This is a genomic window from Alkaliphilus peptidifermentans DSM 18978 (assembly GCF_900101495.1).
Taxonomy (GTDB): Bacteria; Bacillota; Clostridia; order Peptostreptococcales; family Natronincolaceae; genus Alkaliphilus_C; species Alkaliphilus_C peptidifermentans.
Map to the genome: position 1 here is coordinate 1 of NZ_FMUS01000014.1, position 24,370 is coordinate 24,370.

Here is a 24,370-nt window from a genome sequence, read left to right on the forward strand (position 1 = left end):
CTCCTTAACATCCTTTGTAAAATCCTTTTCCAGCTTAACAAGATCAAAAACATCAGAAATCTTCATTAAACCAATGAATTCTTCCTGAGGCATAATTTCACCTAGCTTACCATATCTTTCAGCTCCAGCAACAGCATGTTTATACCAAGGCATTTCATAGCCCCTTAAATCCTCAGGCTTAATAGTACCTATATATGCTTGGTTTGGTGGATAGCTAACAACATCTTCATATGAACGAAAATGATTTGGTAGCTTTTTTAAATATTCAGATTCAGGATTAGCTAATCTTTCCATCGTTTGCGTGGTACCATTGTGTAGAATCATATCAGGTGTATGGATTAATATATACCCTGCACCCTTTACTACTGCATTTGACATTTAATGCACCTCCCATTATTAAACACATATACAATTGAAATAGATGGGTAATTTATACCCATCTAAAACCACTCATAATATTATATCCGATAATTTATTAATACTTTGTAAATTCGCTTCTAATGGCTGTCATTTCTGTTATTATTTCATCAACCTCTAAAACCATTTCCATCATACTTATTTGATCATCATATGCAGTTGGGTCTACTGTTTCTTTAAATTCTGGCTCTACTGCATGAAATACCTTAAGTCCTAACTGGACTCCTGCTAATGGACCTGCAAAGGTTGGATCTCCATTGGTTACAGTTTCAGCAGCTAATCCTGCTGCTTCTGCTTCTGCTGCACCTAGAAGAACAATCACGTTTTCAGCACCGTGTTGTTCACATAGATCCTTAACTCTTTTTTGGTTCTCCAAATCCATAGCTCCTGCAGCGGTTCAGACAAAGCATTCGGTAGATGAGAAAACAATTTCTGCTGAGGTTGACTTTAAACATTCTTCAATGGCAGGTCCTGGAATACCATCTCGGTCACCAATGATGATGATTTTTTTACCATCAAACATACCCATATTACAACATCCTTTCCTTAGTTTTTTAGATTTATAAAATCAATTTGTTTATAATACTTTTTCTTTATATCATTAGTTTTATATAAGCTTTATATGTAAATTCTACAAAGTTCTACATTGATCTTCTATATATATTTTTGAATCATAGCTTCTATCTTTTCTACTGTTGCATCTTCCTTGGTTACTTCGTCGATTTTTTGTCCTCCCTTATATATGGAGATAGTGGGAAGTCCCAAAACTTTTTGCTGAATCGCCAATCTTCTTGCTTTTGTTGTATCCAATTTGCAAAATTTCATTTTGGTATTATATTTTTCAGATAGCTCCACAACTGAAGGCATTAATGCTTTACATGGCTCGCATCCTTCACTCCAGAAATCAACAATTACATACCCATCTGCTTCTAGCACCTCTGTCAGAAAAGTGTCTTTATCTAATACTATCATTGCTTCACCTCCTTCACCGTTAAATGTTATCAATGGATGTCTAATAAGAAGAATTTGTCTTTTATACTATTTCATAGGCTTACTTTGTGATAATTATATCATAGTGAAATATATATGTAAATGAGTTTATATTATAAACGCGTTTATTTATTTCAAAAACTACTTAGCTATAGTTAATATCAATGTTAAATTACTCAAATATGTCTATTTTCAATAAAAATATCTTTAACGTTGTGATATAATAAACAATGTGTTTCAGAATAATAAAGAATGGTGATAAAAAATGGCAATAGATAATAAATTGATTAAGAAAAAAAGAATGATGGGTTATTTTATTGAGGCTGCTAGTAATATTATTGAAAATGAAGGCCTTGAGGCTGTAACAGTAAGAAAAGTTGCGTCACTGGCAGGCTATAACAGTGCTACCTTATACAATTATTTCGAGAACCTCCATCATTTAGTATACTTTGCCTCCGTTAAATATCTTAAGGAATATGTAGATTGTATTTCTAGTAATATTAAATTTGCTAAAACTCCTATTGATAAATACCTTTGCATTTGGAAGTGTTTCTGTGAATTTTCCTATGACAAGGCACAAATTTATCACATGTTATTCTTCAATCAATTTAGTGACTCTTTTGTGGATGTAATACAGGAATATTATCAAATTTTCCCTGAGGAATTGGGCGAACACCCAGAGGAAGTGCTAGAAGTATTATTAAAACAGAACATCTATGAACGAAATAGCACCTGTTTAAAGGCCTACGTAAAAAACTCTGATATTTTATATGAAAGTTTAGAATCAATTAACGAAATGATACTCCTAGTATATCAAAGTATGCTTTATCGTATTATGAACAATCAAGTAAATTATACCAATGAAGAGGCAGTTAAGATTACTATGAATTACATTAAAAAAACCCTACTATCTTATGGATTAATAGGGCAATAACGCATACAGACTGAAGACAAAGTAATATTTATAAGATAAACTCGATTTTTAAAACTTAAGTAAACAGTTAGTGAAGTTAAAATAGAAAGAGCGAAAAGATAATCAGATAAGAGTTTTCAACTGTTTGAGCGGAAGCGAGTTTTGAAAGCTCCTGATTATATTTAGCTCATTCCAGACTTAGTTCTGAGCGGGTTTACGTAGTTTTGAAAATATCAGAGTTTGTCTAAAACTTCGCCGTCTATTTACTATAGACGGCTTTTCCTCTCCAATACCTTCTTTAATAAGGAAACTGATGTGTTAGCTATAAGATTACTGTCAACATTAAGATCAGTAATCATTTTCATAGCCATAGTAAAGTTGCCAATTTCCAATGCTATGTGTGCATCACTTCCTAAAGCTACAGGAGTCTGTTGTGAAAAACATTCTTCTAAAATTTCATAGCAGTTTTTACTACTCCCCACCCTGAAGCTGTCAGGTTTAAGGGAGCTATTATTAATTTCGATAAGAGTACTGGTTTCTTTTGCACCAGATACAAGACTTTTTATATCTATTGGAAAGCTGGGATTTCCCGGATGACCAATCATATGGATATATGGTTTTTCCATAAGTTTACGTAAAACTCTCGTATTTTCTTCAATGGTAGATGGCTTAATACATGGTCTATGAAAACTGGCTATTACAAAGTCCATTTCCATCAATACACATTCCGGAAGATCCAGCTTTCCATCATAGTCAAGTATATTAACCTCTACTCCCTTTAGAATCTCTACCCCAGCTATTTTTTTTGGTATGGCCTTTAAATTGCGAAAATATAAAGAATCTGCAGCTCCTGGCATGGCAGGACCATGATCTGTTAAGGCTAATAGTTGAAAATCTACCGATGCTGCGAAGCTTGCCATTTCCATCACAGTACTAAAGGCATGTCCACTCGCTATGCTGTGACAATGAACATCGAGAACAAAATTCATATTAACACCTTCCTCTTGATATAATAGCTCTTACCATTATTATAACAAAGGATAAGAATAAAAGCATTTCATATATCCTATGCAAAAAACAATTAAAGGGGATCAAATCCCCTTTAATTGTATCTAGGTACCTTTAGCACAAGAAGCTTCTTCCTCCAAAAAGAACAATTAATAATAAGAAGAAGAATAGTAGACTATCTCCAGAGCCTCTAAAAATACCGCAGTTGCAGAATATAACTACCAGCAACAGAAAGAAAAATAATAGGCTATTCTGACCACCAAATAATCCGCCGAATATACCTTTTGATGCATCACTCATTAATATCACCCTCCTGAATCATTAAATTAGAACCATTTATGTTCTACACCATAATATGATTGTAATTGTCAATTTGTTACAATATTGAAAGTCCCTCCTTCTAGCATATTCCTGATGGTCCCATAAATAAAACCACTAGTATTAAGAAGAAGAATAGTAAGCTATCACCTGAATCTGCAAATATTGGACAATTGCAGAAGATTATCACTAGTAAAAGGAAAAAGAATAAAAGACTTGTGTTTTTAAAGCCTCCAAATAAAACATTTGACTTTACTTCTGACATGCTATTCACCTCCTATAAAATTAATGGAAAACATTATCTTACTTTTATACTATGTATATTTCATTATATGGGTACCTAATTAACCCAAATTAAAAGAGGGTGTACTCACCCTCTTAACTATTTAACAGAAAAATTTTGACCCTCCAAATAATACTATTAACAATAAGAAGAAGAATAATAAACTATCTCCAGAGCCTTTAAAACAAGGACAGGCACAGAATATTAAAACCAGTAGTAAGAAAAAGAATAGTAAGCTACTATCGGTACCTATACCTAAAAACCCTCTACCTGTTGACATCCTCCTCACCTCCATTTACTATAATATCTAAATATTTAATATGTTTTTGCAATATAATAAGTCTATAGAGTTTTTAATTTACTTTAATAAGCAGGTAGAACCCTGAGGTTCTACCTATTCATTACCAACCGCCAAATAATCCGCGACCACCAAAAAGAACTACTAACAATAGGAAGAAGAATAATAAGCTATCCCCTGCATCTCTAAATAGGGCGCAATTGCAGAAAATTATCACTAGTAAAAGGAAAAAGAATAGTAAACTGTTATTTGATCCAAAAATACCTCCTAGGAACCCAGTGCCTTTAACAGCTTCACTCATGTACATACACCTCCCGGTAAAATATGGTACCCAATTCAGGGTCTCACTACATGATATGAATAACACAAAAAGTTGTGCCCTCTGAATTATAAAAAATACTTATAAACAAATATCATTGACTTTCTACAAGAACATTATTAATATAAAAGCATACTTTAAATATATAATTATTTTGATTACAAACAAACATAAGGTATGAGGTGGTATTGTTGAATATTGTAGTACAAAAATTTGGAGGAACTTCGCTTTCAACAAAAGAAAGAAGAGAAATGGTTGTTGATAAGATACTTGAAGCAAAGACCAAGGGAAAAGCTGTTGTTGTGGTTGTATCTGCTATTGGTCGCAAAGGCGACCCCTATGCTACTGATAGCTTAAGGAATCTAATTCTAGCAGATAATCCAAGCTGCAGTTTAAGAACAATGGACTTTTTAATGTCATGTGGCGAAATGATCTCGGCTTCTGTTTTATCAGCCTTATTAGAGCAACATGGCGAAAAAGTAATTGTTTTAAATGGTGCTCAAGCAGGAATATTGACAGATGATGATTTCAGCAATGCAGAAATCATATCAATTGATGAAAAGAAAATATTGTCTTATCTTCAAGAGGAAAAAATTGTTGTTATTTGTGGATTTCAAGGTATAAGCCAAAGTGGAGATATTACCACTTTAGGTAGAGGTGGAAGCGATACAACAGCAACAGCTTTAGGTGTTGCTCTAAATGCAGAGTTCGTAGAGATATATACAGATGTTGATGGTATTATGACAGCCGATCCAAACGTAGTACCAACAGCAAAAATTATTGAAGAAATTAATTATGAAGAAGTGTTTCAAATGGCTGATAAGGGAGCCAAGGTTATACATCCAAGGGCAGTAGAAATAGCTCAGAAAGATAACCTTGTTGTGAAAATCAAAAATACTATGTCTAAGCATCCAGGTACATCGATACATCATTATCGTAAAAATGGAGAAAGTCGCTATTCAACAAAGATGAAGGAGAAGCTTCTTACAGCTATAACCCATAAGGATAGTATCGCACAGGTTTCTATTTTTTTGGAGGATGACCTTCAACTGGAAAGCACTTTACTGACCACCCTTGCTAAAAACAACATAAGTATTGATATGATAAACTTTTTTGTAAACAAAAAAATATTCACGATAGATTTATCTCAAGTGCCGCTATTGAAAAAAATATTAAATGAATTAGAGTTGCCCTTTGAAATCATTGAAAAATGCAGCAAGGTTACTATTATTGGCAACCGTATTACTGGTATTCCTGGCGTAATGGCTACAATTGTTTCGGCGCTTTCAAAGGAAGGAATAAAGATACTCCAAAGCTCCGACTCCCATTCCACCATTTCTTGCCTGGTAAAGGAAGACGAAGCAACCCGATCTGTAAATATCCTTCATAATGCTTTTAACTTAAGTGTATAGCAAAAAGAGCTTGAATTTTATAATTCAGGCTCTTTTTCAATCAAGTACTTTAAATATTTACTCAATTAAAGCCAAAAACAATATTTATCTTTAGCTTTTAATTATTCTTCCTCTAGTCTTTGTAAAATAAGCTTATATCCGTCAGCACCATAATGTAGACATCTATTTACTCTACTGATGGTTGCAGTACTTGCTCCTGTTACTTCTTCAATATCACTATATGTTTTGCCTGCCTTCAATAGCTTAGCCACTTCTAGTCGCTGCGATATTGATTGTAGCTCTTTTATTGTGCAAACATCTTCAAAGAAACGATAACATTCCTCAATACTTTCAAGTCTTAATATAGCTTCAAATAGTGCATCTGTAAAAGGATCTTTAATTTTTGATTGATAGGACATAATTTCACCTCAATCCTTAGTATTGATGTATCTATTCGATTTATTTTCTGCTTTTCCTGTTAATTTAATAAAAAACTTTCTAAAAGAAAAGCTTAGCTAAATATATAATTTATATTAATATCTTTATGCATTATGTATGTTTGTTTTTAATTTATCTATAGCTTCACTTAAATCCTTACCAATTAGATTCTGCCCCTTGGATACATCATTTAACCTCTCAATTTCCTTTGAAACACCCTTTACTTCTTGATTAATTGTATTTAGTATGTCAGAAATCTGATTTGTAAAATCTTCGTTATTACTGGCTAGTTTTTGAACCTCTTTAGCAACTACCGCAAAGCCTTTTCCTTGTTCACCTGCTCTAGCCGCTTCGATAGATGCATTTAATCCAAGAATATTAGTCTGCTGAGTAATTCTACCCATGATTTTTATTATTTCATCGGTTTCTTGTACTAAATTAATGGTACGTGATGCAAATTGATTTAAAGCATTTGATAGCATTCCGATATTTTCTATGCTTGAATTCATTTTCTCAATACCGCCAGAAGTTACAGTGGTTAATTCATCTACTTCCTTTAGTTGAGCTTCAATTTTATTATGGAGTTTTTCTTCATTTTCAACCAGATGCATCATTAAGTTGGCAGCCTTACTACACATGATTGATACATTCTGTTTATTATGCTTCATTACCTCCTCTTTAACCTTACTTGCCCCTGTAGCTTCTATAACTATATCTAATTGCTTAGAAAATAAATCCTCTATTCTTGACGAGCTAAAAATATTAAGGCTTTTTGCCATTTGTATTCCTGGCGCCTCATCATTAATATCAATTATTCCTGCTATGTTTATTTCTTTCATCTTACTTAATGTTTTTAATATTGAAGTTCCACCATTTCCTCCACCTATAATCCCAACACGCATATATAAATCCCCCTTTTTATTTCCGTATCTATAAAGCACTCATCACTAACTATTTTATATTAATAAATATTATTCATCAATGAATATATAAAATTTTACCATATTAAATTTATATATAACTTCACATACTAACACTAATTCTGAAAATGGAGGAATTCACGTGAAAAAAAAATCCAAAGAAAGTTTTCGAAATCCACAGGATATTATAGATGAGACATATAATGGACGAGACTATGATATTATCAATAAATCAATGAACTCCTATGTAATGCCATTGGACATGGTTAAAGATGTAGATGCATTTAATAGTCAACACTTTTACCAAGAGACTTGGGACAGGATTTCTAAAGAAATCAAAAACAAACCACAATAAGGCACTATTGATAAAGATAATTAACAAAAAAATAACTGGTGAAAAAAACCAATATCTAAAGCATGTGACAATACATCAGAAAAGGTTTTTTCATCAGTTTTTTTAATTTGAAAGCTTTAAGTTAACAATTTCAGAGCTTGAAAATAGCCTCATGGGTGGACCCCATGTTCCAGTCCCTGACGATGTATAGATAAAACTCTTTCTATATTGGTATAAGCCATATGCATAACGGTAAACAATAGGAACAAAAAAATTCAATGGGGGTATTTGCCCTTTATGGGTATGGCCAGAAAGCTGAAGATCTATACCCTTTTCAACTGCCCTCTTAAAATTGACAGGTTGATGAGACAATAAAATATTATATCCATTTAAATCGTAATCTGACAAAATATCTTCAATTTTTACTGGGTTAGTTGTATTTCTACGTCCGTATAGATCATCAACTCCAATTAAATTTACTCCATCAAGTATAATACCTTTATTATCTAGTACCTCAATATTTGCTTCTTTACAAAACATGTTGAAATTATCTAAACCTGCATAGATTTCATGATTCCCAGAAACAGCATAAACTCCATATTTTGATTTGAGTTCTCTCATTATCGGAATAAATTCTTCTACCCTTTTATATTCATCATCTACCATATCTCCAGTTATAACAATTATGTCTGCCTCTAAGTTATTTACCTTTTCTACAATTCCCTTTACCCAATTAGTTGATGTCAGCATACCTAGATGAATATCTGAAAGATGAATAATTTTTAGTTCACCCACCAGGTTTTTAGAGGCCTTAACTTCTACCTCTTTAATCACAGGTCCCCTAAGTACATTGAGAATAGATAAAGCTACAAGAATAGGAATGGTAAGCATAGCAGTATTGATAATTAGTTGTGTGTACTTAGGTAATACAAAAGCAAATACATCATTTATAAACAAGACAAACACTGCTATTGATAAACAACCCATCCATGCAGCACCTAGATAAGATATCCAAGGTATAAATCTCCCTTTTTTTATTAGCTTTCCTAAAACATAGCTGCTTCCAGCAAACCAAAATACCAACTGAAGAAGGAGCCTCACATTCCCCGTAATAGTAAAGTAATTTACTAGATGTAAATATACATAGTAATTCATACCACCATAAATACTTATAAAAATTACAAAGAACATAAAAAATAATATTAATTTCTTTAGCATAGAAACCTCCAATTTATTAAGTTTATCTAGTAGCATTATATACTAAAATTATTCCTACTGGAAGATAGCGGAACAAAAGAGATCATACGGGGGACCGCCCCCTTAACAACCCCGTATTTAATAGGAAAGTGCCGGATTTACCGACACTTTTATTTTTGACACTATTTACTCTTAGTATGCAAAGAAAGTACGCCCGCCGAAAAGAACTATCAACAGCAAGAAGAAGAATAGTAAACTGTCACCAGAAGCTCTAAATATACCACAGTTGCAGAATATAATCACCAATAATAGGAAGAAAAATAATAAGCTATTTCCCCCAGTAAAAATGTTTGCAAATAAGCCATCTGCCATCTTTCTCACCTACCTTTCATATTTATATAAGTGTCCTAATTCATGGTATGTAAGCTTCCTATTATAGGTGCATTTCAATTACAATAAAAAAACCTACAGTAAAGGGTTAGGGAGATTTTGGGAGGTTCTTACCTATTTGCCCTATTTAACTGCAGGTTTAAAAATATATAAAGTTAGATGAGGTTTAAGAATCGCCTAAAAATAATTAGGGAATTTCCTTACTTAACAGCAATATCTTTTCTATAGAATTTTCCATTAAACTGAATTTTTTCTACATTCCCATAAGCTTTTTTACGAGCTTCTTCAATGGATTTACCAGTAGCAGTAATTCCTATTACACGTCCACCATTGGTTACAATGCTATTACTTTTGAGAGCTGTTCCCGCATGGAAAACCATAATGTCTTTATCTACATTTTCAAAGCCCGATATCTCTAATCCCTTAGGATATTCATTGGGATACCCTTCAGATGCCAAAACTACACAAACAACTGCCTCGTCAGACCATTCAACTTTAGTACTACTTAATTGTTTATTAATGATATTTATAAATATATCATATAAATCTGTTTTCAACCTCGGCAGTACCACCTGAGTTTCAGGATCACCAAATCTTACGTTATATTCCAGTACCTTTGGTCCGGCATCCGTAATCATTAATCCAACAAATAGTATTCCCCTATAGTCCATTTTCTCCTGTTGTATTCCTTTAAGGGTAGGTATTAGTATCCTACTCATAACTTCATTTGCAATATCATCAGTATAAACGTAATTTGGTGAGTAGGTACCCATACCACCTGTATTGGGACCCTGGTCTCCATCAAATATTCTTTTATGGTCTTGACTGCTGACCATAGGTACAATGCTTTTTCCATCAACAAAGCATAAAACAGAGGTCTCAACACCCTCTAAAAACTCTTCAATAACAACTTTACTTCCAGCTTCATTAAAGACCTTGTTTATTAAAATATCCTTCAACCCTTTTTCAGCTTCTTCCATACTCTCGCATATCAAAACTCCCTTACCTGCTGCCAAGCCATCAGCCTTAATAACTACAGGAAAGCTATATAGCTGTAGTGCTTTTAGACCTTCTTCATAGTTGGTAATTTCATTAAATCTGGCAGAAGGAATATTGTATTTTTCCATGAATTTTTTAGAGTATGATTTACTACCCTCCAGCTGAGCAGCATCCTTAGATGGTCCAAAAATGTTCAACCCTTCTCTTCTAAAGGTATCTACTATCCCCTCCACCAACGGTCCTTCTGGCCCAACTACTGTTAAATCGACATTTATTTCCCGGGAAAATTCGACTAGTTTTTGAATGTCAGAATCAGAAATATCTACACATTCAGCAATATCTGCTATGCCAGGATTACCAGGAGCACAATATATTTTCGAGACAAGGGGGCTTTGGCTAAGCTTCCATACGATAGCATGCTCCCTTCCCCCACCACCTATAACTAGTACCTTCATACCTTCACCACCTTTTTTTATAAGTTAAGAATTAATAATTAAGAGTTAAGAGTTTAGAGTTTTGAGTTAAAGTCAAAAGACTGGTCTCATTCACCATTCAACATTTAACATTCAACATTTATTCTTTCTTTTCCCTTTTCATTCTTCACTCTTCACTCTTCACTCTTCATTCTTCACTCTTCATTCTTCCCTTTATTTCTAGTGTTTAAAATGTCGCGTTCCAGTAAAAATCATTGATATGTTATTGGCATTACATTCATTTATTGACTCATCATCCTTCATCGAACCTCCAGGCTGGATAATTGAAATTATTCCAGCTCTACTTGCAACTTCAACAGTGTCCTTAAAAGGGAAAAAAGCATCAGAGGCTAGAACACTTCCCTTTAAGTCATGCTTAGTATTATTAATGGCATTTTCAAGGGCCCAAACTCTACTGGTTTGACCTGGCCCTAAGGCAAGGGTTTGACGATTTTTAACAATTGCAATGGCATTTGATTTCATATGCTTTACAACCTTAAAGGCAAAAATCAAATCCTCCATTTCTTCTGTTGAAGGCTGCTTTTCTGTTACCACATCTAATTTTTCTGTTAAATCTCCATCCTTTTGTTGTAGTAGTATACCTCCATATACCTTTTTCTGATCGTTATCCATCCGCTTTGTGCTTTTTATATTTTCCAATTGAATTAATCTGATGTTTTTCTTGCTCTTAAATATTTCAAGAGCTGCTTCTGTAAAACCAGGTGCAATAATTACTTCTAAGAAAATATCCTTCATAGCCTCTGCAGTTTTAACGTCTATAACATCATTAGCTGCTATAATCCCTCCAAAAATAGACACTGGATCAGCCTGATAGGTCTTCTGATAAGCTTCATATATGTTTGTTGCTGATGCAACTCCACAGGGATTTGTATGTTTAACAGCAACAATAGTGGGTTCATCAAATTCCTTTAGAAGCTCCAACGCACCATTGGCATCATTAATATTATTAAAGGAGAGTTCCTTGCCTTGAAGCTGTTTTCCCTCCACCAAGCTACCTGTTTGTTTACCAATTTCTCTGTAGAATGCAGCTTTTTGATGAGGATTTTCCCCATACCTTAGGTCCTGTACCTTTTCGTATGTCATAGTTATGGTTTGAGGATAGTCGGTAGTGTCTTTTCCAAGGTAATCTGCAATCATGGCATCATAATGACTAGTATGTCTAAAAACCTTTAATGCTAAGTTATATCTAGTATCTAAAGTTGTATTGCCTGTTACTTCTAGCTCCTTTAAGACTCTTCCATAATCGCTGGGATCAATAATAACTGTTACATCATTATAGTTTTTTGCAGCTGATCTAAGCATGGTGGGGCCACCGATATCTATATTCTCAATAGCCTCCTCTAGGGCTACTCCTTCCTTTAATATGGTTTCTTTAAAGGGATATAAATTTATGATAACCATATCAATAGTAGTAATCCCCAGTTCATTTAAGGTTTGCATATGCTCCTGATTCTCTCTAATTGCTAAAATGCCCCCATGAACAACTGGATGTAGTGTTTTCACTCTACCATCAAGGCACTCAGGAAATCCTGTTACATCCGAAACATCTATTGCATTAATTCCTGATTCTCTTAAAAGCTTAGCGGTTCCTCCAGTTGAGATTATTTCCACTCCCATTTTCTGCAGCTGCATAGCGAAATCTACGATTCCGGTTTTATCCGAAACACTTATTAATGCTCTATTAATCATTCCTCACCCTCCATTATCCTTACACGATTTTTGACAACCTCTATTCTTCCCTCAGAGAATAGCTTTACCGCTTGAGGGAGGATTTTATGTTCAAGCTTCAACACCTTCATTTGAAGAGTCTTTTCATTATCCTCATACTCTACTGATATTGCTTCCTGAATAATTATTGGTCCTCCATCGGTTTCTTCATTAACAAAATGGACTGTAGCACCGGAGACCTTCACTCCTCTTGCAATAGCTTCTTGGTGAACCCTTTCTCCATAATAGCCTCTCCCAGAAAAACTAGGTATTAAAGAGGGATGAATGTTAATAATTCTATTTCTAAAGCCTTCGATCACCTCATTTGAAATAATCTCAAGATAACCAGCTAAAACTACAAGGTCTATTTGATTTTTTTCAAGAGTATCAAGCACCATTTTTTGTCGCTTGTCTTTATTGCTATAGTTATATCTATCAACAATTATGGTGGGTATGTTATGCTTTTCAGCCCTTATTAAGCCGTAAGCATTTTTATTACTGGAAATTACTAGCTTAATTTCTGCATTAATGTAGCCCTTTTCTATTTCATCTATTAATGCCTGTAGATTGGTACCTCCACCTGAAATTAGTACAGCTACTTTTAACCTTGACATAATACCACCTGTCTTTGCCCTTCAAGGATATTTCCAATTTCATACCCTTTTTCACCTATTTCCGCTAGTGTTTCCAGTACGTCCTTTGCCTCATTTTTGTCAACCACCAGCATCATGCCAATTCCCATATTAAAGGTTTTGAACATTTCAGAATCATCAATGTTACCCTGCTGCTGTATGATATTAAATATAGGTGATATTGGCCAGCTTCCAACCTTTATATTGGCCGCTGTGTTTTGAGGTAATATTCTAGGAATATTTTCGAAGAAGCCTCCACCTGTAATGTGGACAATCCCCTTCACCTTAGATTTTTTTAGAACCTCCAGCACAGGCTTTACATAAATTTTAGTTGGTGTCAGTAGTTCATTCCCCAACTTCTTTTCTAAACCATCAATTTCGCTATTTATATCATAGCCTTTTATATCAAATAAAAGCTTACGTACTAAAGAAAAACCATTACTATGAATTCCACTGGATGGTATTCCTATTACTATATCCCCGGGAATAATACCTTCCCCTGTGATAAGATTTTGTCGGTCGACAATACCTACTGCAAATCCCGCCACATCATATTCACCATCCTGATAAAATCCAGGCATTTCTGCTGTTTCACCACCAATTAAAGAACATCCCGATTCTTTACAGCCCATAGCAATACCCTTAACTATTTCAGCTGCCTTTTCTGCCTGTAATCTTCCTGTAGCAATATAATCTAAAAAGAAAAGAGGCTTTGCTCCTTGGCATAATATATCGTTAACACACATTGCAACACAATCTTGACCTATTGTATCGTGTCGATCTGTCATAAAGGCAATTTTTAATTTAGTCCCTACTCCATCGGTACCAGATACCAAAATCGGCTCCTTCATATCCTTTACGTCAAGGGCAAATAAGCCTCCGAATCCACCTATATCTGTTAATACTTGAGGAGTAAATGTACTCTTCACATGCTGCTTCATTAAATCAACTGCCCTTTGTCCTTCATCTACATCAACACCAGCAGTGCTGTAGGTAAGCTTATCCATGTTATTTCTCTCCTCCCAATCTTTTAAAGGTTTTTTTACATGACGCTTCAGGCACTTCAATTGGATAAGTACCACAGAAGCATGCATGACAGAAGGGATCATCATCTATTCCAACAGAATCCTTCAAGCCCTTAAGACTAATATAGCCTAAACTGTCTGCTCCAATAATTTCACGTATCTCATCAACAGTTTTTATAGCTCCAATAAGCTGGTTACGATCTGGGGTATCTATACCATAATAGCAGCTATGGGCCACAGGGGGGGAGCTAATACGAACATGTACTTCTTTAGCACCAGCCCTTTTAAGACTATTTACTATTTGTCCACTGGTGGTTCCCCTAACTATGGAGTCATCAATCATAACAATTCGCTTTCCCTCGACAGTTTGTCTCATCGGATTCAGTTTAATTAGTACTGCCATCTCCCTCATGGTTTGATCTGGTTGTATGAAGGTTCTACCTATATATCTATTTTTTATAAATCCTTCACCAAATGGGATCCCAAGAGTATCAGCATAGCCTATGGCTGCAGGTATTGAAGTATCTGGTACAGCAATTACCATATCTGCATCTACAGGATGTTCATTTGCAAGAATTATTCCTGCATTTTTTCTTGCTTGATATACACTCACTCCATCGATAACGCTATCGGGACGAGCAAAATATATATATTCAAAAATACACGAGGATTTTTTTACTTCCTTTTCAATTTGCTTGAAACTCATTCCCTTTTCGTTAATAATAACCATTTCTCCAGGCTCAACATCTTTAACAAATTTAGCCCCAATTACATCTAATGCACAGCTTTCTGACGCAATAACATATCCATCATCAAGCTTTCCCACACATAGGGGTCTTAAACCATAAGGATCTCTAACACCAATAAGCTCCTTTTCCGTCATAACCACCAGGGCATAGGCACCCTTAATCAAATCCATAGTTCGTTCGATGGCATAGGCCAATCCTTCATTACTATAGCGGGCAATTAAATTAACTATGACCTCACTATCTATAGTTGTCTGAAATACTACACCGTCATCCTCCAGCCTTTCACGAAGCAAGGCTGCATTTGTTAAATTACCATTATGGGCTAAGCCTATGCTACCCCTTCTATATTTTACCACCAATGGCTGGGCATTGGCTATATAGCTTTCTCCAGTAGTGGAGTATCTAACATGTCCTATGCCAATATGACCCCTCAATTTCTCAAATATTGTGTCATTAAACACCTCAGAAACCAAACCCATTCCTTTATGAAAATGGGCAAAGTCGCCATCATTAGTGGCTATACCAGCGCTTTCCTGCCCACGGTGCTGCAGGGCGAACAATCCATAATACACTAATTTGTCTACCCGTGCATCATGATTGTTACGATATACTCCTACAACACCACATTCTTCCTTCAATTTATCAAAATCTATTCTATCAAGCATTTGATTGCCCCTCTCCATAGCTCCTCAATTTCAGCTACAGGAAGCTCAATAACTGTTTCTTGATTCATTACTATCTGTAGTTTATTACCCATTACCTTCCCAATTGACCTAAAGGGAACCCTTGACTCCTCTAGTATTCTTGCAACCGCATCAAGGTTTGCAGGCTTTACAGATATTAAAAATCTAGATTGACTTTCGGAAAATAGCTCTAGGTCTCTTCTTAAATTAGTATTTAATGTAATTTCAGCCCCTAAGCCCTTTTCCATAGAGCACTCAGCTAAGCCTACAGCAATTCCACCCTCACTTAAATCATGGGCAGATTCCAATAAACCTCTTTGGATAGCTTCTAAAATAGCCTCTTGAACTCTTTTTTCCATAGCCATGTTAATAAAGGGTATTTCTCCTGTCTCTAAATGGTGAATTATAGAAAGGTATTCGCTTCCACCAATTTCTGCTTTAGTTTCCCCAAGCTGCAATATAATGTCTCCTTCAGACTTAAAATACATGGTACAAGCCTTTTCAACATCATCCAATACTCCCACCATTCCAATAATTGGGGTTGGGTGAATGGCATGGGTATCTGTCTCATTATAAAAGCTAACGTTTCCGCTAATAACTGGTGTATCCAATTCTCTACATGCTTCGCTGATACCAAGAATTGATTCCCTAAACTGCCAATATCGGTCAGGCTTTTCTGGATTTCCAAAGTTTAAGCCGTCTGTTACGGCAAGGGGTTTAGCACCACTACAAACAATGTTTCTAGCGGCTTCAACTACTGCTATTTTACTTCCTTCCCTTGGATCTAGGTAACAATATCGACTATTACAGTCGGTTGTTAATGCTATCCCTTTTTTTGTTCCTCTAATCCGTAGTACAGCGGCATCAGACCCTGGCTTAACTACAGTATTAGTTCTAACCATATGATCATACTGTCTATATATCCATTCCTTACTTGCGATATTAGGTGATTTCAACAGGTTTAACAAGACTTCATTATACCCTGTAGGCTCTTTTATATCATTATATTTGAATTTCTTAGCTTCTTTATAATACTCAGGAACCTGATAATCGCTATAGTACTTAGGAGCACCTGAAGAATCTAGGCTTTCAGCTGGTATATCAGCCACCACCTTTTCGCCTTCCTTCACTACAAGCTTATCATTATCAGTAACCTTGCCAATAACAACAGCGTGTAATCCCCATTTTTCTACTATTTCTTCAACTTCTCTTTCTCTTCCCTTTTCAACAATCAATAGCATTCTTTCCTGAGATTCAGATATCATCACTTCAACAGGATGCATTCCCTTTTCTCGGCGAGGAATTTTCAACACATCTATTTCCATACCACCCTCACCCCTTGTGGCGGTTTCACAGCAGGCTGAAGTTAAACCAGCAGCACCTAAATCTTGAATCCCAACAATAGAGCCCGTATCAAGAAGCTCTAAACAAGCCTCCAGCAGTAGCTTTTCCATGAATGGATCACCTACCTGTACAGCAGAACGTTTTTCTTCAGACTCTTCAGTAAGCTCTACTGATGCAAAGCTGGCTCCTCCTATACCGTCTCTTCCCGTGGCTGCACCTACATACATTATTGAATTGCCGACACCCGATGCATTTCCCCTATGAATTTTATCATGCTCTATTATACCTACACACATGGCATTTACCAAAGGGTTGCCATTATAGGAGGAATTAAAGTACACCTCTCCTCCAACAGTTGGTATTCCTATACAATTACCATAGCCTGCTATTCCTTCTACAACACCTTCTAGAAGATATTTAACTCTATCATATTTTTCAATTTCTCCAAATCGTAATGAATTTAATAGTGCAATTGGTCTAGCACCCATGGCGAATATATCTCTTATGATTCCACCGACTCCTGTAGCAGCACCTTGGTAAGGTTCTATTGCTGATGGGTGGTTATGACTTTCTATCTTCATTGCAATTGCAAGATTATCCCCTATATCTACAATTCCTGCATTTTCACCGGGCCCTTGAAGAACCTTTTCTCCAGAGGTAGGGAAGTGCTTGAATAATGGTCTTGAATGCTTGTAGCTACAGTGTTCTGACCACATAACACCATACATATTAAGCTCCAGCTCATTTGGCTCTCTGCCTATATAGTCAATAATTCTGTCGTATTCGTCTCTGGTTAATCCTACAGCATCATAGTTATTCACTTTTCCAACCTCCTTCTAAAAAGCTTATTATGGACTGGAGTATAAATTTACCGTCATCATTTCCAAGTAAATCCTCACAAGCCCTCTCTGGATGAGGCATCATTCCTAATACATTTTTATTTTCGTTGCAGATTCCTGCTATATCTAAAACCGAGCCATTGGGGTTTTCTTGATATGTGAAAAGAATTTGTCCATTTTTTTTCATCTTTTCTAGTTCTTCATCATCAACAACATAGTTACCTTCACCATGGGCAATGGGAATGTTTATTATTTGTCCATGTGTACATCTATTTGTAAAGGGAGTTTCTTTGTTTTCAACCTTCAATGCAACAGTGTCACAAATAAATTTTAAGTTTTTATTCCGAACAAGGGCTCCTGGTAAAAGCCCCATTTCTGTCAGTATTTGAAATCCATTACAAATACCAACCAATAGCTTACCCTTATCTGCATGGACCTTAACTGCATCCATCACCCGCGAAAAAGGTGCAACGGCGCCACATCTCAAATAATCTCCATATGAGAATCCGCCGGGTAAAATAACACAGTCATACTCCTTAACTTCCTCTGTATCATGCCAAATATATTCTACATCTTGTCCTAAAGTATCCTTCAAGGCATGATAGCAATCTATATCACAATTTGAGCCAGGAAAAACAACGATTCCAAATTTCATGATAAGCCTCCTTATATGATTTAGTAAATATATGAGAAGAAATTTGTACTAGTAAATTTCAACAACAATTCAACATTCATCATTCAACATTTTATTTACTCTATTTCAAAACTATACTGTTCAATTACTGTATTTGCCAATAGCTTTTCACACATTTCCTTCAACTGAACTTCTGCCTCTTCCTTTGTTATCTGCCCCAGTTCTATTTCAATTAGTTTTCCTATACGCACATCCTCTACTTTATCATATCCTATTTTATTCAAAGCTCTTCCAATGGCATTCCCCTGTGGATCTGCAATACTCTTCTTAGGTGTTACATAAACCTTTGCCTTCATTATTATATTCCTCCTATTTGTTTAATCTTTTTAATACCTCTTGATAGGTTTCTTCAACATTACCCAAGTCTCTTCTGAAACGATCCTTGTCCATTTTTTCATTAGTTTTCAAGTCCCATAATCGACAGTTATCGGGAGATATCTCATCTGCAAGTATAACTTTGTCTTCATATCTGCCAAATTCAAGCTTAAGATCTATGAGCTTTAAGCTCTTTGTAATAAAAAATTGTTGTAGTATTTCATTTATTTTGAGAGATGTATATTTTATTATCTCCACTTCTTTCTTTGTTGCAAGGCCTAATATTTCTATGTGATCATCATTAATTAATGGGTCACCCAATTCATCATTTTTATAAGAGAATTCTAAAACACTTGATATCAATGGAATACCTTCTTCTAGCCCAAGTCTCTTGGCCATTGATCCCGCCGATACATTTCTAATAATCACTTCAAGAGGAATTATCTCTACAGATTTCACCAGCATCTCTCTGTCATTCAATAGCTGAATAAAGTGATTCTCAATTCCCATTTCCTCTAATAGCTGAAATAGGATAGCTGACATTTGGTTATTAACAACACCTTTGTTTAAAACAGTACCCTTCTTTTCACCATTAAAGGCTGTTGCATCGTCTTTATAAGTAACAATATATTGCTTACTATGATTGGTCTTATATACTTTTTTAGCCTTACCCTCGTAAAGCAACTCTAGTTTTTGGATTCCCATATTTTTTTCCTCCTTTAGAAGAAGTCACTTTAAACTAGCTAACTATTTATCCATCTGCAGCAAGTAATCCTCAAAGCCGATTTCCTCAAGCTTCATTGCCTTTTTAACTACCATATTCTTTAAGCCTTCCTTGTAGTGTTTCAATTTTTCAGCTATTATGTTATATTTTAAAGCAAGAATTTGTGCTGCCAATATTCCTGCGTTTTTTCCTCCATTAATTGCGACAGTTGCCACTGGTACACCAGGAGGCATTTGCACTATTGAGTAAAGTGAGTCTAACCCATTTAAGTTTTTAGTTTTTACAGGCACACCTATCACTGGCAAGGAAGTTATTGATGCCACCATCCCAGGTAAGTGGGCTGCTCCTCCTGCCCCTGCAATAATCACTTCTATCCCTTTATTTTCAGCGTTTTTGCTATACTCATAAAGCCTTTCAGGGGTTCGATGGGCAGAGACAATTGTACACTCATAGGTCACTCCAAGCTCAATTAATATTTCTGCTGCCTCCTTCATTACCGGCAGATCTGAATCGCTGCCCATAATAATTCCAACCTTAGGATTAGTCATTATATTCAGCCTCCTCACCTATAATTTTTATATATCCTCTAATCAGTTGTGCCTTCCCTAGTGCTTCATTTATATCAGAATCTAAAACAGTTACATGACCCATTTTTCTTTGAGGCTTAGATTCTTTTTTTCCATAAATGTGTAGATATGCCTCCGATTCCTTCAAAACCTTTTCAACCCCAATTATACTTGCAGTTCCTTTAGAATTAGCATCTCCCAGTAGATTAATCATTACACTTGATTTTCTTAGGTTAGTCGATCCTAAAGGCAGGCCTAATATCCCTCTTAAATGCTGTGCAAATTGCGAAGTGCTACAGCCTTCAATGGTATAGTGACCAGAATTGTGGACTCTAGGTGCAATTTCATTGACCAAAACATTACCTTCTCTATCAATAAACATTTCAATGCAGAAAACACCTATACCACCTAATACCTCCATGGATTTCTGAGCTACAGCCTTTGCTTTTTCTTCTATGGCTCTTTTCACCCTTGCAGGCACTATTGTAGTAATAAGTATGTTATCTTCATGGATGTTTTCCGATAGGGGATATACCTTTTGGTCTCCATAAATTCCCCTAGCGACAATAGCTGAAACCTCCATTTCAAAATCTACAAAGGCTTCTACCATTAATGTATCGTCTTTTCCGCCTAATGATTTATAGGCTATCTCTATTTCTTCCATTGTCTTGATCAGATAATTACCCTTACCATCATATCCACCTCTTCTACTCTTAAGTAGTATTGGTAGCCCTAGTTCCATTACTGCTCTATTTAAATCCTCCAACCCAGTTACAGCTTTAAATTTTGGTACAGGTAACCCCTGTTCCGTTAAAAACTTCTTTTGTTGATACTTATCTTGTATTATTTTCAATGTAGATGGTGATGGATAAATCTTATAGCCTTCCTGCTCCATGGTTTTCAGCAGATCAGCATGAATATGTTCAAATTCATAGGTTACAACATCCGTTTTGTTGGCTAGCTCTTTTATTTTTATTTCATCATAGAAGCTACCTATAATAAGTTCATCTACAACAGTAGCTGCTGGACAATCTGGTTGAGGATCAAGAATTATAAATTTTAACCCCAGTTTTTTACCTTCTATTGCCATCATTTTACCCAGTTGTCCGCCACCAATTATTCCAATCTTTATATCATTAAATTTACGAAGCATTTTTTCACCCCCAGAAAAGCTTTTAAGTAATTTTTTAGTAAATTAAGGCAGCTATTTTTATTTAGCTGCCCTATGAAAATCCTTCCCTAATGGGGTAATATTGTGAATCTAAGAATGAATAATATTGCAAGCAAAATCATAGTAGGATGTATATCCTTAGCTTTTCCAGTAAATAATTTTGTAATGCAGTAGAATATTATACCAGCTGCAATACCATTGGCAATACTAAAGGAAAATGGCATAACTGCAATTGTTAGAAATGCCGGCATTGCCTCTGCGAAATCATCAAAATCTATTTCTTTAATAGCACCCATCATCAAAACCCCAACAACAATTAATGCTGGTGCAGTTGCTTGGGGAGGTACCATTAGTGCGAAGGGGGCTAAGAAAATAGCCAAAATAAACAATACTCCAGTAGTGGTTGCTGTTAAACCAGTTTTCCCACCTTCAGCAACTCCGGCAGCAGATTCTACATATGTTGTAACAGTTGATGTTCCCAGCATTGCACCTGCAGAGGTTGCCACCGCATCTGCCAGTAGTGCTTTGTTCATATTAGGAAGCTTCCCTTTTTCATCCAGCATTCCAGCCTTAGCGCCGGTTCCTATTAGGGTTCCAATTGTATCAAACATATCAACTAAGCTGAAGGAAATAACGACAGTTAATACACTTGTTAATGCACCAACAACACCTGCCTGTCCAATATCTAATAATCCGATAAAATCCATTTTAAATAGAGTCGGTGTTATGTCAAAGGAAAATCCCATCAATTGTGTGCTAGTAACTCCTAAGGGTATTCCTAGAAGGGTAGTTGCAACTATCCCTATTAATATAGCACCCCTCATCCTTCTTGCCATTAATACGCCTGTAATAACTAAGCCTATAACAGCTAAAATTACAGCTGAGTCAGCAAAGTTACCAAACTCAACTAATGTAGCTGGGCTTGCTACAACAATACCGGCATTTTTAAATCCAATTAGTGCTATGAAAAGACCAATACCACCACCGATAGCATGCTTAAGGGAATGAGGAATAGCTTCAACAATTGCTTCTCTTGCACCTGTAACGGTTAGTATAATAAACAAAATTCCCGAAATAAATATTGCTGCCAAAGCTTGCTGCCATGTATAACCAAGATTTAATACGACCCCATAGGTAAAGAAGGCATTTAATCCCATTCCAGGGGCTTGTGCAAAGGGTAAATTAGCATATAAACCCATAATTAGTGTTCCAATAGCGGCAGAGATACAGGTTGCCATGAATACTGCATTAAAATCCATTCCGGCGGCAGATAAAATATCAGGGTTAACAAATAAGATATAGGCCATTGTAATAAAGGTTGTTATTCCTGCTATTATTTCTGTTTTAACGTTGGTATTGTTTTCTGTCAGCCTAAACTTAGAATCCAAAAATGATGTATTTCCTTTTGTCATAAAAGCTCCTCCTTCAATTTTCCTCGTATTTTGAAGAGATAAAATAATGTTTTTTACTCCAATATAAATAAGCCCGGACGGATAGGTTTGATAAACAAGTGAAACCTATCCGCCCGGGCTTTTATCCCCTCGGTGTAGCATATGTAATATGCTTGTACCGCTCGGTCCAGCTCTAAAAAGAAAGACGGAACCCTAGGTACACTTTCACCCATAGTAGAATGCTTTACGGCCATTCTGTAGAGACTGTCGAACCATATTATCGACATTATACGAGCAAATTATTCATTTGTGAGTTGCTACAACATAATAATAACAGAAGAAAAATAAAAGGTCAATATTGTTTTCGAATATTATTGGATAAATTCTATATATAATATGTCATTACACGAACATTGTTGCATTTAAATTGTTTTATAGTTCTTTATAAGTTCTACAATAGCTTCACCATTAAAGGTGTCATTATTAACAGCCCTTTGTAGGTATGGTGTAGCCTACCTGATACTATCGTAGGTTGATAGAAATCTATTTTTTCTTTAAGTCTTCATATAAACAAGTAACTTTTCCTCTGTCCCAATTTTTATAAATATTCTCAGAATGCGCTTTATCTAGTGGTAATGTTTGCAGTGCATTTTGGGAATATACTTCATAAATATCCTTTGAGTATTTATCACAAAGCCAGCAAGCTTTAGGTGTTTTAAAGCTCTCTTTCATCCTTGAATATATTGTATCAAAATCTTCTTCAATTAAATTTCCAAAGGATATGTTTAAGAATTCACATGGTTGAATATCTCCCTTTGCATTAATATAAAATCTGTCTGTTCCTCCGGCTGTGCATCCAAAATGCTTTTCATCTTCCTCAATAATCTGTGCGGAGATAGATGGATATCCTTTGTACTCAGCACTATCATTATACTGATTTACTCTAGATTTTATATATTCAAGACTCTTTATTTCATCATCAAAATTTTCATTAAGCCAAGCACCTGCAGCCTTTGGTTTAATAAGTTGAACAACTGCAACCCCCTGGTCTTTAGCAAATTCCATAAGCTTATCAAAGCTGTCATTTCTGAAATCCGCTTCCCTAAGGCATGCATTTATTGCTATGGGCATTTTTTCCTGTCTGCAAATTTCCATACCCTTGGTCATTATATCCCAGGCATTTTCACTGCTCATAAAATCATTTACTTTCATTTCGTCAGTGCTGTGGACAGAAAACATAATTGCCTTTACATTAAGTCTTTTTAGTTCATGTATTCTTTCATTGTTAATGCCGTCTCCAGTTGAGTTGACCCATATAACAGATCTATTATCAACTTCTTTACATACTCTTTTTAACCTATCAAATTTCAGGAAGGGATCGCCTCCCTCTATATTAAAAAATGCTATACCCATGTCTTGAAGCCTTCTAATAGTATTCACTAGTAACTCTATATCCAGGTCCTTTCCCTTATCTAGTCCTTGGTAGCAGTGCTTGCATTTAAATCTACAGGCAGAGGTTATAGAAACAAGCACAGTTGAGCAAGGGAATTCTCCAAATATATCGGTCTTAATAAATTTATCACAAGCTGTATAAAAAGCTTTAGAAGGAAATGCCGGGACATATAGATCGATTTTATATCCACCATTAATTCTTATATATTTGTTGCTGGACATAATATTAATAAAATGATTTAGTCTTTTTAGCAGTGTAATGAACTCTTTAGAATTTAACTCTCCTTTTACTAGGGAGATAAAATAATGGATAAACACAGATATTCTAATTCCAAGATTAATAATTCTTTGATTATATCTAGCCATACT

General features: G+C 35.4%; 26 protein-coding genes, 1 pseudogene and 1 riboswitch. Of the genes and pseudogenes, 3 read left to right on the forward strand and 24 right to left on the reverse strand.

The annotated features are described in order from the left end of the window. From BLP68_RS10940 to trxA, 3 genes and pseudogenes are all read right to left on the reverse strand, one after another. Positions 1–378 (reverse strand): annotated as a pseudogene (locus tag BLP68_RS10940) (glycine/sarcosine/betaine reductase complex component C subunit beta); the annotation flags it as partial. 97 nt (positions 379–475) lie between these two features. Beyond that, on the reverse strand, positions 476–946 hold the full coding sequence (gene grdA, locus BLP68_RS10945) for a glycine/sarcosine/betaine reductase complex selenoprotein A (protein WP_091543370.1): 471 nt from the start codon (positions 944–946) through the stop codon (positions 476–478). A gap of 125 nt (positions 947–1,071) precedes the next feature. Beyond that, a complete protein-coding gene (gene trxA / locus BLP68_RS10950) occupies positions 1,072–1,389 on the reverse strand; it encodes a thioredoxin TrxA (RefSeq protein ID WP_091543371.1) in 318 nt (105 codons plus the stop codon). A gap of 283 nt (positions 1,390–1,672) precedes the next feature. Here trxA and BLP68_RS10955 point away from each other — a divergent pair, with 283 nt between their 5' ends. Next, positions 1,673–2,341 (forward strand): TetR/AcrR family transcriptional regulator, encoded by a 669-nt coding sequence (locus tag BLP68_RS10955; RefSeq protein WP_091543373.1) that lies wholly within the window; start codon positions 1,673–1,675, stop codon positions 2,339–2,341. Positions 2,342–2,586: 245 nt separating this feature from the next. On the opposite strand, the gene BLP68_RS10960 is transcribed toward BLP68_RS10955, so the two are convergent. From BLP68_RS10960 to BLP68_RS10980, 5 genes are all read right to left on the reverse strand, one after another. Then, a complete protein-coding gene (locus BLP68_RS10960) occupies positions 2,587–3,309 on the reverse strand; it encodes a phosphatase (protein WP_091543375.1) in 723 nt (240 codons plus the stop codon). 133 nt (positions 3,310–3,442) lie between these two features. After that, the gene (locus tag BLP68_RS10965) at positions 3,443–3,628 is read right to left on the reverse strand and encodes a hypothetical protein (protein ID WP_091543376.1); all 186 of its coding nucleotides are present in this window, start codon (positions 3,626–3,628) and stop codon (positions 3,443–3,445) included. A gap of 100 nt (positions 3,629–3,728) precedes the next feature. After that, positions 3,729–3,911 carry a hypothetical protein gene (locus tag BLP68_RS10970; protein ID WP_091543378.1) on the reverse strand — a complete coding sequence of 61 codons (183 nt, stop codon included), beginning with the start codon at positions 3,909–3,911 and terminating at the stop codon, positions 3,729–3,731. Between the two features lie 121 nt (positions 3,912–4,032). Continuing rightward, on the reverse strand, positions 4,033–4,209 hold the full coding sequence (locus BLP68_RS21755) for a hypothetical protein (protein WP_176758979.1): 177 nt from the start codon (positions 4,207–4,209) through the stop codon (positions 4,033–4,035). Positions 4,210–4,330: 121 nt separating this feature from the next. Beyond that, complete coding sequence (locus BLP68_RS10980; protein ID WP_091543383.1) at positions 4,331–4,528, reverse strand: hypothetical protein; 198 nt, start codon at positions 4,526–4,528, stop codon at positions 4,331–4,333. A gap of 209 nt (positions 4,529–4,737) precedes the next feature. Between BLP68_RS10980 and dapG the strand changes: the two genes are divergently transcribed. Beyond that, positions 4,738–5,958 carry an aspartate kinase gene (gene dapG, locus BLP68_RS10985; RefSeq protein ID WP_091543384.1) on the forward strand — a complete coding sequence of 407 codons (1,221 nt, stop codon included), beginning with the start codon at positions 4,738–4,740 and terminating at the stop codon, positions 5,956–5,958. Positions 5,959–6,059: 101 nt separating this feature from the next. Here dapG and BLP68_RS10990 read toward each other — a convergent pair whose 3' ends face one another. Continuing rightward, a complete protein-coding gene (locus tag BLP68_RS10990) occupies positions 6,060–6,356 on the reverse strand; it encodes a YerC/YecD family TrpR-related protein (protein ID WP_091543386.1) in 297 nt (98 codons plus the stop codon). Positions 6,357–6,479: 123 nt separating this feature from the next. Beyond that, positions 6,480–7,277, reverse strand: coding sequence for a methyl-accepting chemotaxis protein (locus tag BLP68_RS10995; protein ID WP_091543388.1), 798 nt, complete (start codon positions 7,275–7,277; stop codon positions 6,480–6,482). 160 nt (positions 7,278–7,437) lie between these two features. Here BLP68_RS10995 and BLP68_RS11000 point away from each other — a divergent pair, with 160 nt between their 5' ends. After that, positions 7,438–7,650 carry a hypothetical protein gene (locus BLP68_RS11000; protein WP_091543389.1) on the forward strand — a complete coding sequence of 71 codons (213 nt, stop codon included), beginning with the start codon at positions 7,438–7,440 and terminating at the stop codon, positions 7,648–7,650. Between the two features lie 102 nt (positions 7,651–7,752). Here BLP68_RS11000 and BLP68_RS11005 read toward each other — a convergent pair whose 3' ends face one another. From BLP68_RS11005 to BLP68_RS11075, 14 genes are all read right to left on the reverse strand, one after another. Next, complete coding sequence (locus tag BLP68_RS11005) at positions 7,753–8,847, reverse strand: metallophosphoesterase (RefSeq protein WP_176758980.1); 1,095 nt, start codon at positions 8,845–8,847, stop codon at positions 7,753–7,755. Positions 8,848–9,416: 569 nt separating this feature from the next. Then, positions 9,417–10,670: a phosphoribosylamine--glycine ligase gene (purD, locus tag BLP68_RS11015; RefSeq protein WP_091543395.1), complete on the reverse strand. Its 1,254-nt coding sequence runs from the start codon at positions 10,668–10,670 to the stop codon at positions 9,417–9,419. Positions 10,671–10,868: 198 nt separating this feature from the next. Further along, positions 10,869–12,398: a bifunctional phosphoribosylaminoimidazolecarboxamide formyltransferase/IMP cyclohydrolase gene (purH, locus tag BLP68_RS11020; RefSeq protein WP_091543397.1), complete on the reverse strand. Its 1,530-nt coding sequence runs from the start codon at positions 12,396–12,398 to the stop codon at positions 10,869–10,871. After that, positions 12,395–13,030 carry a phosphoribosylglycinamide formyltransferase gene (gene purN, locus BLP68_RS11025; protein ID WP_091543399.1) on the reverse strand — a complete coding sequence of 212 codons (636 nt, stop codon included), beginning with the start codon at positions 13,028–13,030 and terminating at the stop codon, positions 12,395–12,397. The genes purH and purN overlap by 4 nt, the downstream gene beginning before the upstream one ends. After that, positions 13,018–14,055 (reverse strand): phosphoribosylformylglycinamidine cyclo-ligase, encoded by a 1,038-nt coding sequence (gene purM, locus BLP68_RS11030; RefSeq protein ID WP_091543402.1) that lies wholly within the window; start codon positions 14,053–14,055, stop codon positions 13,018–13,020. The genes purN and purM overlap by 13 nt, the downstream gene beginning before the upstream one ends. Before the next feature lies 1 nt (position 14,056). After that, positions 14,057–15,487 carry an amidophosphoribosyltransferase gene (purF, locus tag BLP68_RS11035; protein ID WP_091543404.1) on the reverse strand — a complete coding sequence of 477 codons (1,431 nt, stop codon included), beginning with the start codon at positions 15,485–15,487 and terminating at the stop codon, positions 14,057–14,059. Beyond that, positions 15,472–17,670: a phosphoribosylformylglycinamidine synthase subunit PurL gene (purL, locus tag BLP68_RS11040; RefSeq protein ID WP_091543406.1), complete on the reverse strand. Its 2,199-nt coding sequence runs from the start codon at positions 17,668–17,670 to the stop codon at positions 15,472–15,474. Before purL ends, purF begins: the two co-directional genes overlap by 16 nt. Further along, the gene (gene purQ / locus BLP68_RS11045; RefSeq protein ID WP_091543408.1) at positions 17,663–18,343 is read right to left on the reverse strand and encodes a phosphoribosylformylglycinamidine synthase subunit PurQ; all 681 of its coding nucleotides are present in this window, start codon (positions 18,341–18,343) and stop codon (positions 17,663–17,665) included. Before purQ ends, purL begins: the two co-directional genes overlap by 8 nt. 95 nt (positions 18,344–18,438) lie before the next feature. Further along, positions 18,439–18,678, reverse strand: a complete 240-nt coding sequence (gene purS, locus BLP68_RS11050) for a phosphoribosylformylglycinamidine synthase subunit PurS (protein ID WP_242876964.1) — start codon at positions 18,676–18,678, stop codon at positions 18,439–18,441. 13 nt (positions 18,679–18,691) lie between these two features. Further along, complete coding sequence (gene purC, locus BLP68_RS11055; RefSeq protein WP_330389146.1) at positions 18,692–19,402, reverse strand: phosphoribosylaminoimidazolesuccinocarboxamide synthase; 711 nt, start codon at positions 19,400–19,402, stop codon at positions 18,692–18,694. A 42-nt stretch (positions 19,403–19,444) separates the two neighbouring features. Continuing rightward, a complete protein-coding gene (gene purE, locus BLP68_RS11060; protein ID WP_091543411.1) occupies positions 19,445–19,969 on the reverse strand; it encodes a 5-(carboxyamino)imidazole ribonucleotide mutase in 525 nt (174 codons plus the stop codon). After that, positions 19,962–21,140 carry a 5-(carboxyamino)imidazole ribonucleotide synthase gene (locus BLP68_RS11065; RefSeq protein WP_091543413.1) on the reverse strand — a complete coding sequence of 393 codons (1,179 nt, stop codon included), beginning with the start codon at positions 21,138–21,140 and terminating at the stop codon, positions 19,962–19,964. The genes purE and BLP68_RS11065 overlap by 8 nt, the downstream gene beginning before the upstream one ends. Positions 21,141–21,226: 86 nt before the next feature. Beyond that, positions 21,227–22,570, reverse strand: coding sequence for an NCS2 family permease (locus BLP68_RS11070; RefSeq protein WP_091543414.1), 1,344 nt, complete (start codon positions 22,568–22,570; stop codon positions 21,227–21,229). Positions 22,571–22,761: 191 nt separating this feature from the next. Continuing rightward, positions 22,762–22,863, reverse strand: a riboswitch (purine riboswitch). A 229-nt stretch (positions 22,864–23,092) separates the two neighbouring features. Further along, positions 23,093–24,367 (reverse strand): radical SAM/SPASM domain-containing protein, encoded by a 1,275-nt coding sequence (locus BLP68_RS11075; RefSeq protein ID WP_091543588.1) that lies wholly within the window; start codon positions 24,365–24,367, stop codon positions 23,093–23,095. Positions 24,368–24,370: the final 3 nt, after the last annotated feature.

Excerpts from the sequence above, each read along its gene's own strand:
- trxA (WP_091543371.1), bottom strand. The coding sequence starts at position 1,389 with ATGATAGTATTAGATAAAGACACTTTTCTGACAGAGGTGCTAGAAGCA.
- BLP68_RS10955 (WP_091543373.1), top strand. The coding sequence starts at position 1,673 with ATGGCAATAGATAATAAATTGATTAAGAAAAAAAGAATGATGGGTTAT.
- BLP68_RS10960 (WP_091543375.1), bottom strand. The coding sequence starts at position 3,309 with ATGAATTTTGTTCTCGATGTTCATTGTCACAGCATAGCGAGTGGACAT.
- BLP68_RS10965 (WP_091543376.1), bottom strand. The coding sequence starts at position 3,628 with ATGAGTGATGCATCAAAAGGTATATTCGGCGGATTATTTGGTGGTCAG.
- BLP68_RS10970 (WP_091543378.1), bottom strand. The coding sequence starts at position 3,911 with ATGTCAGAAGTAAAGTCAAATGTTTTATTTGGAGGCTTTAAAAACACA.
- BLP68_RS21755 (WP_176758979.1), bottom strand. The coding sequence starts at position 4,209 with ATGTCAACAGGTAGAGGGTTTTTAGGTATAGGTACCGATAGTAGCTTA.
- BLP68_RS10980 (WP_091543383.1), bottom strand. The coding sequence starts at position 4,528 with ATGAGTGAAGCTGTTAAAGGCACTGGGTTCCTAGGAGGTATTTTTGGA.
- BLP68_RS10990 (WP_091543386.1), bottom strand. The coding sequence starts at position 6,356 with ATGTCCTATCAATCAAAAATTAAAGATCCTTTTACAGATGCACTATTT.
- BLP68_RS10995 (WP_091543388.1), bottom strand. The coding sequence starts at position 7,277 with ATGCGTGTTGGGATTATAGGTGGAGGAAATGGTGGAACTTCAATATTA.
- BLP68_RS11005 (WP_176758980.1), bottom strand. The coding sequence starts at position 8,847 with ATGCTAAAGAAATTAATATTATTTTTTATGTTCTTTGTAATTTTTATA.
- purD (WP_091543395.1), bottom strand. The coding sequence starts at position 10,670 with ATGAAGGTACTAGTTATAGGTGGTGGGGGAAGGGAGCATGCTATCGTA.
- purH (WP_091543397.1), bottom strand. The coding sequence starts at position 12,398 with ATGATTAATAGAGCATTAATAAGTGTTTCGGATAAAACCGGAATCGTA.
- purN (WP_091543399.1), bottom strand. The coding sequence starts at position 13,030 with ATGTCAAGGTTAAAAGTAGCTGTACTAATTTCAGGTGGAGGTACCAAT.
- purM (WP_091543402.1), bottom strand. The coding sequence starts at position 14,055 with ATGGATAAGCTTACCTACAGCACTGCTGGTGTTGATGTAGATGAAGGA.
- purF (WP_091543404.1), bottom strand. The coding sequence starts at position 15,487 with ATGCTTGATAGAATAGATTTTGATAAATTGAAGGAAGAATGTGGTGTT.
- purQ (WP_091543408.1), bottom strand. The coding sequence starts at position 18,343 with ATGAAATTTGGAATCGTTGTTTTTCCTGGCTCAAATTGTGATATAGAT.
- purS (WP_242876964.1), bottom strand. The coding sequence starts at position 18,678 with ATGAAGGCAAAGGTTTATGTAACACCTAAGAAGAGTATTGCAGATCCA.
- purC (WP_330389146.1), bottom strand. The coding sequence starts at position 19,402 with ATGGGAATCCAAAAACTAGAGTTGCTTTACGAGGGTAAGGCTAAAAAA.
- purE (WP_091543411.1), bottom strand. The coding sequence starts at position 19,969 with ATGACTAATCCTAAGGTTGGAATTATTATGGGCAGCGATTCAGATCTG.
- BLP68_RS11065 (WP_091543413.1), bottom strand. The coding sequence starts at position 21,140 with ATGCTTCGTAAATTTAATGATATAAAGATTGGAATAATTGGTGGCGGA.
- BLP68_RS11070 (WP_091543414.1), bottom strand. The coding sequence starts at position 22,570 with ATGACAAAAGGAAATACATCATTTTTGGATTCTAAGTTTAGGCTGACA.
- BLP68_RS11075 (WP_091543588.1), bottom strand. The coding sequence starts at position 24,367 with ATGGCTAGATATAATCAAAGAATTATTAATCTTGGAATTAGAATATCT.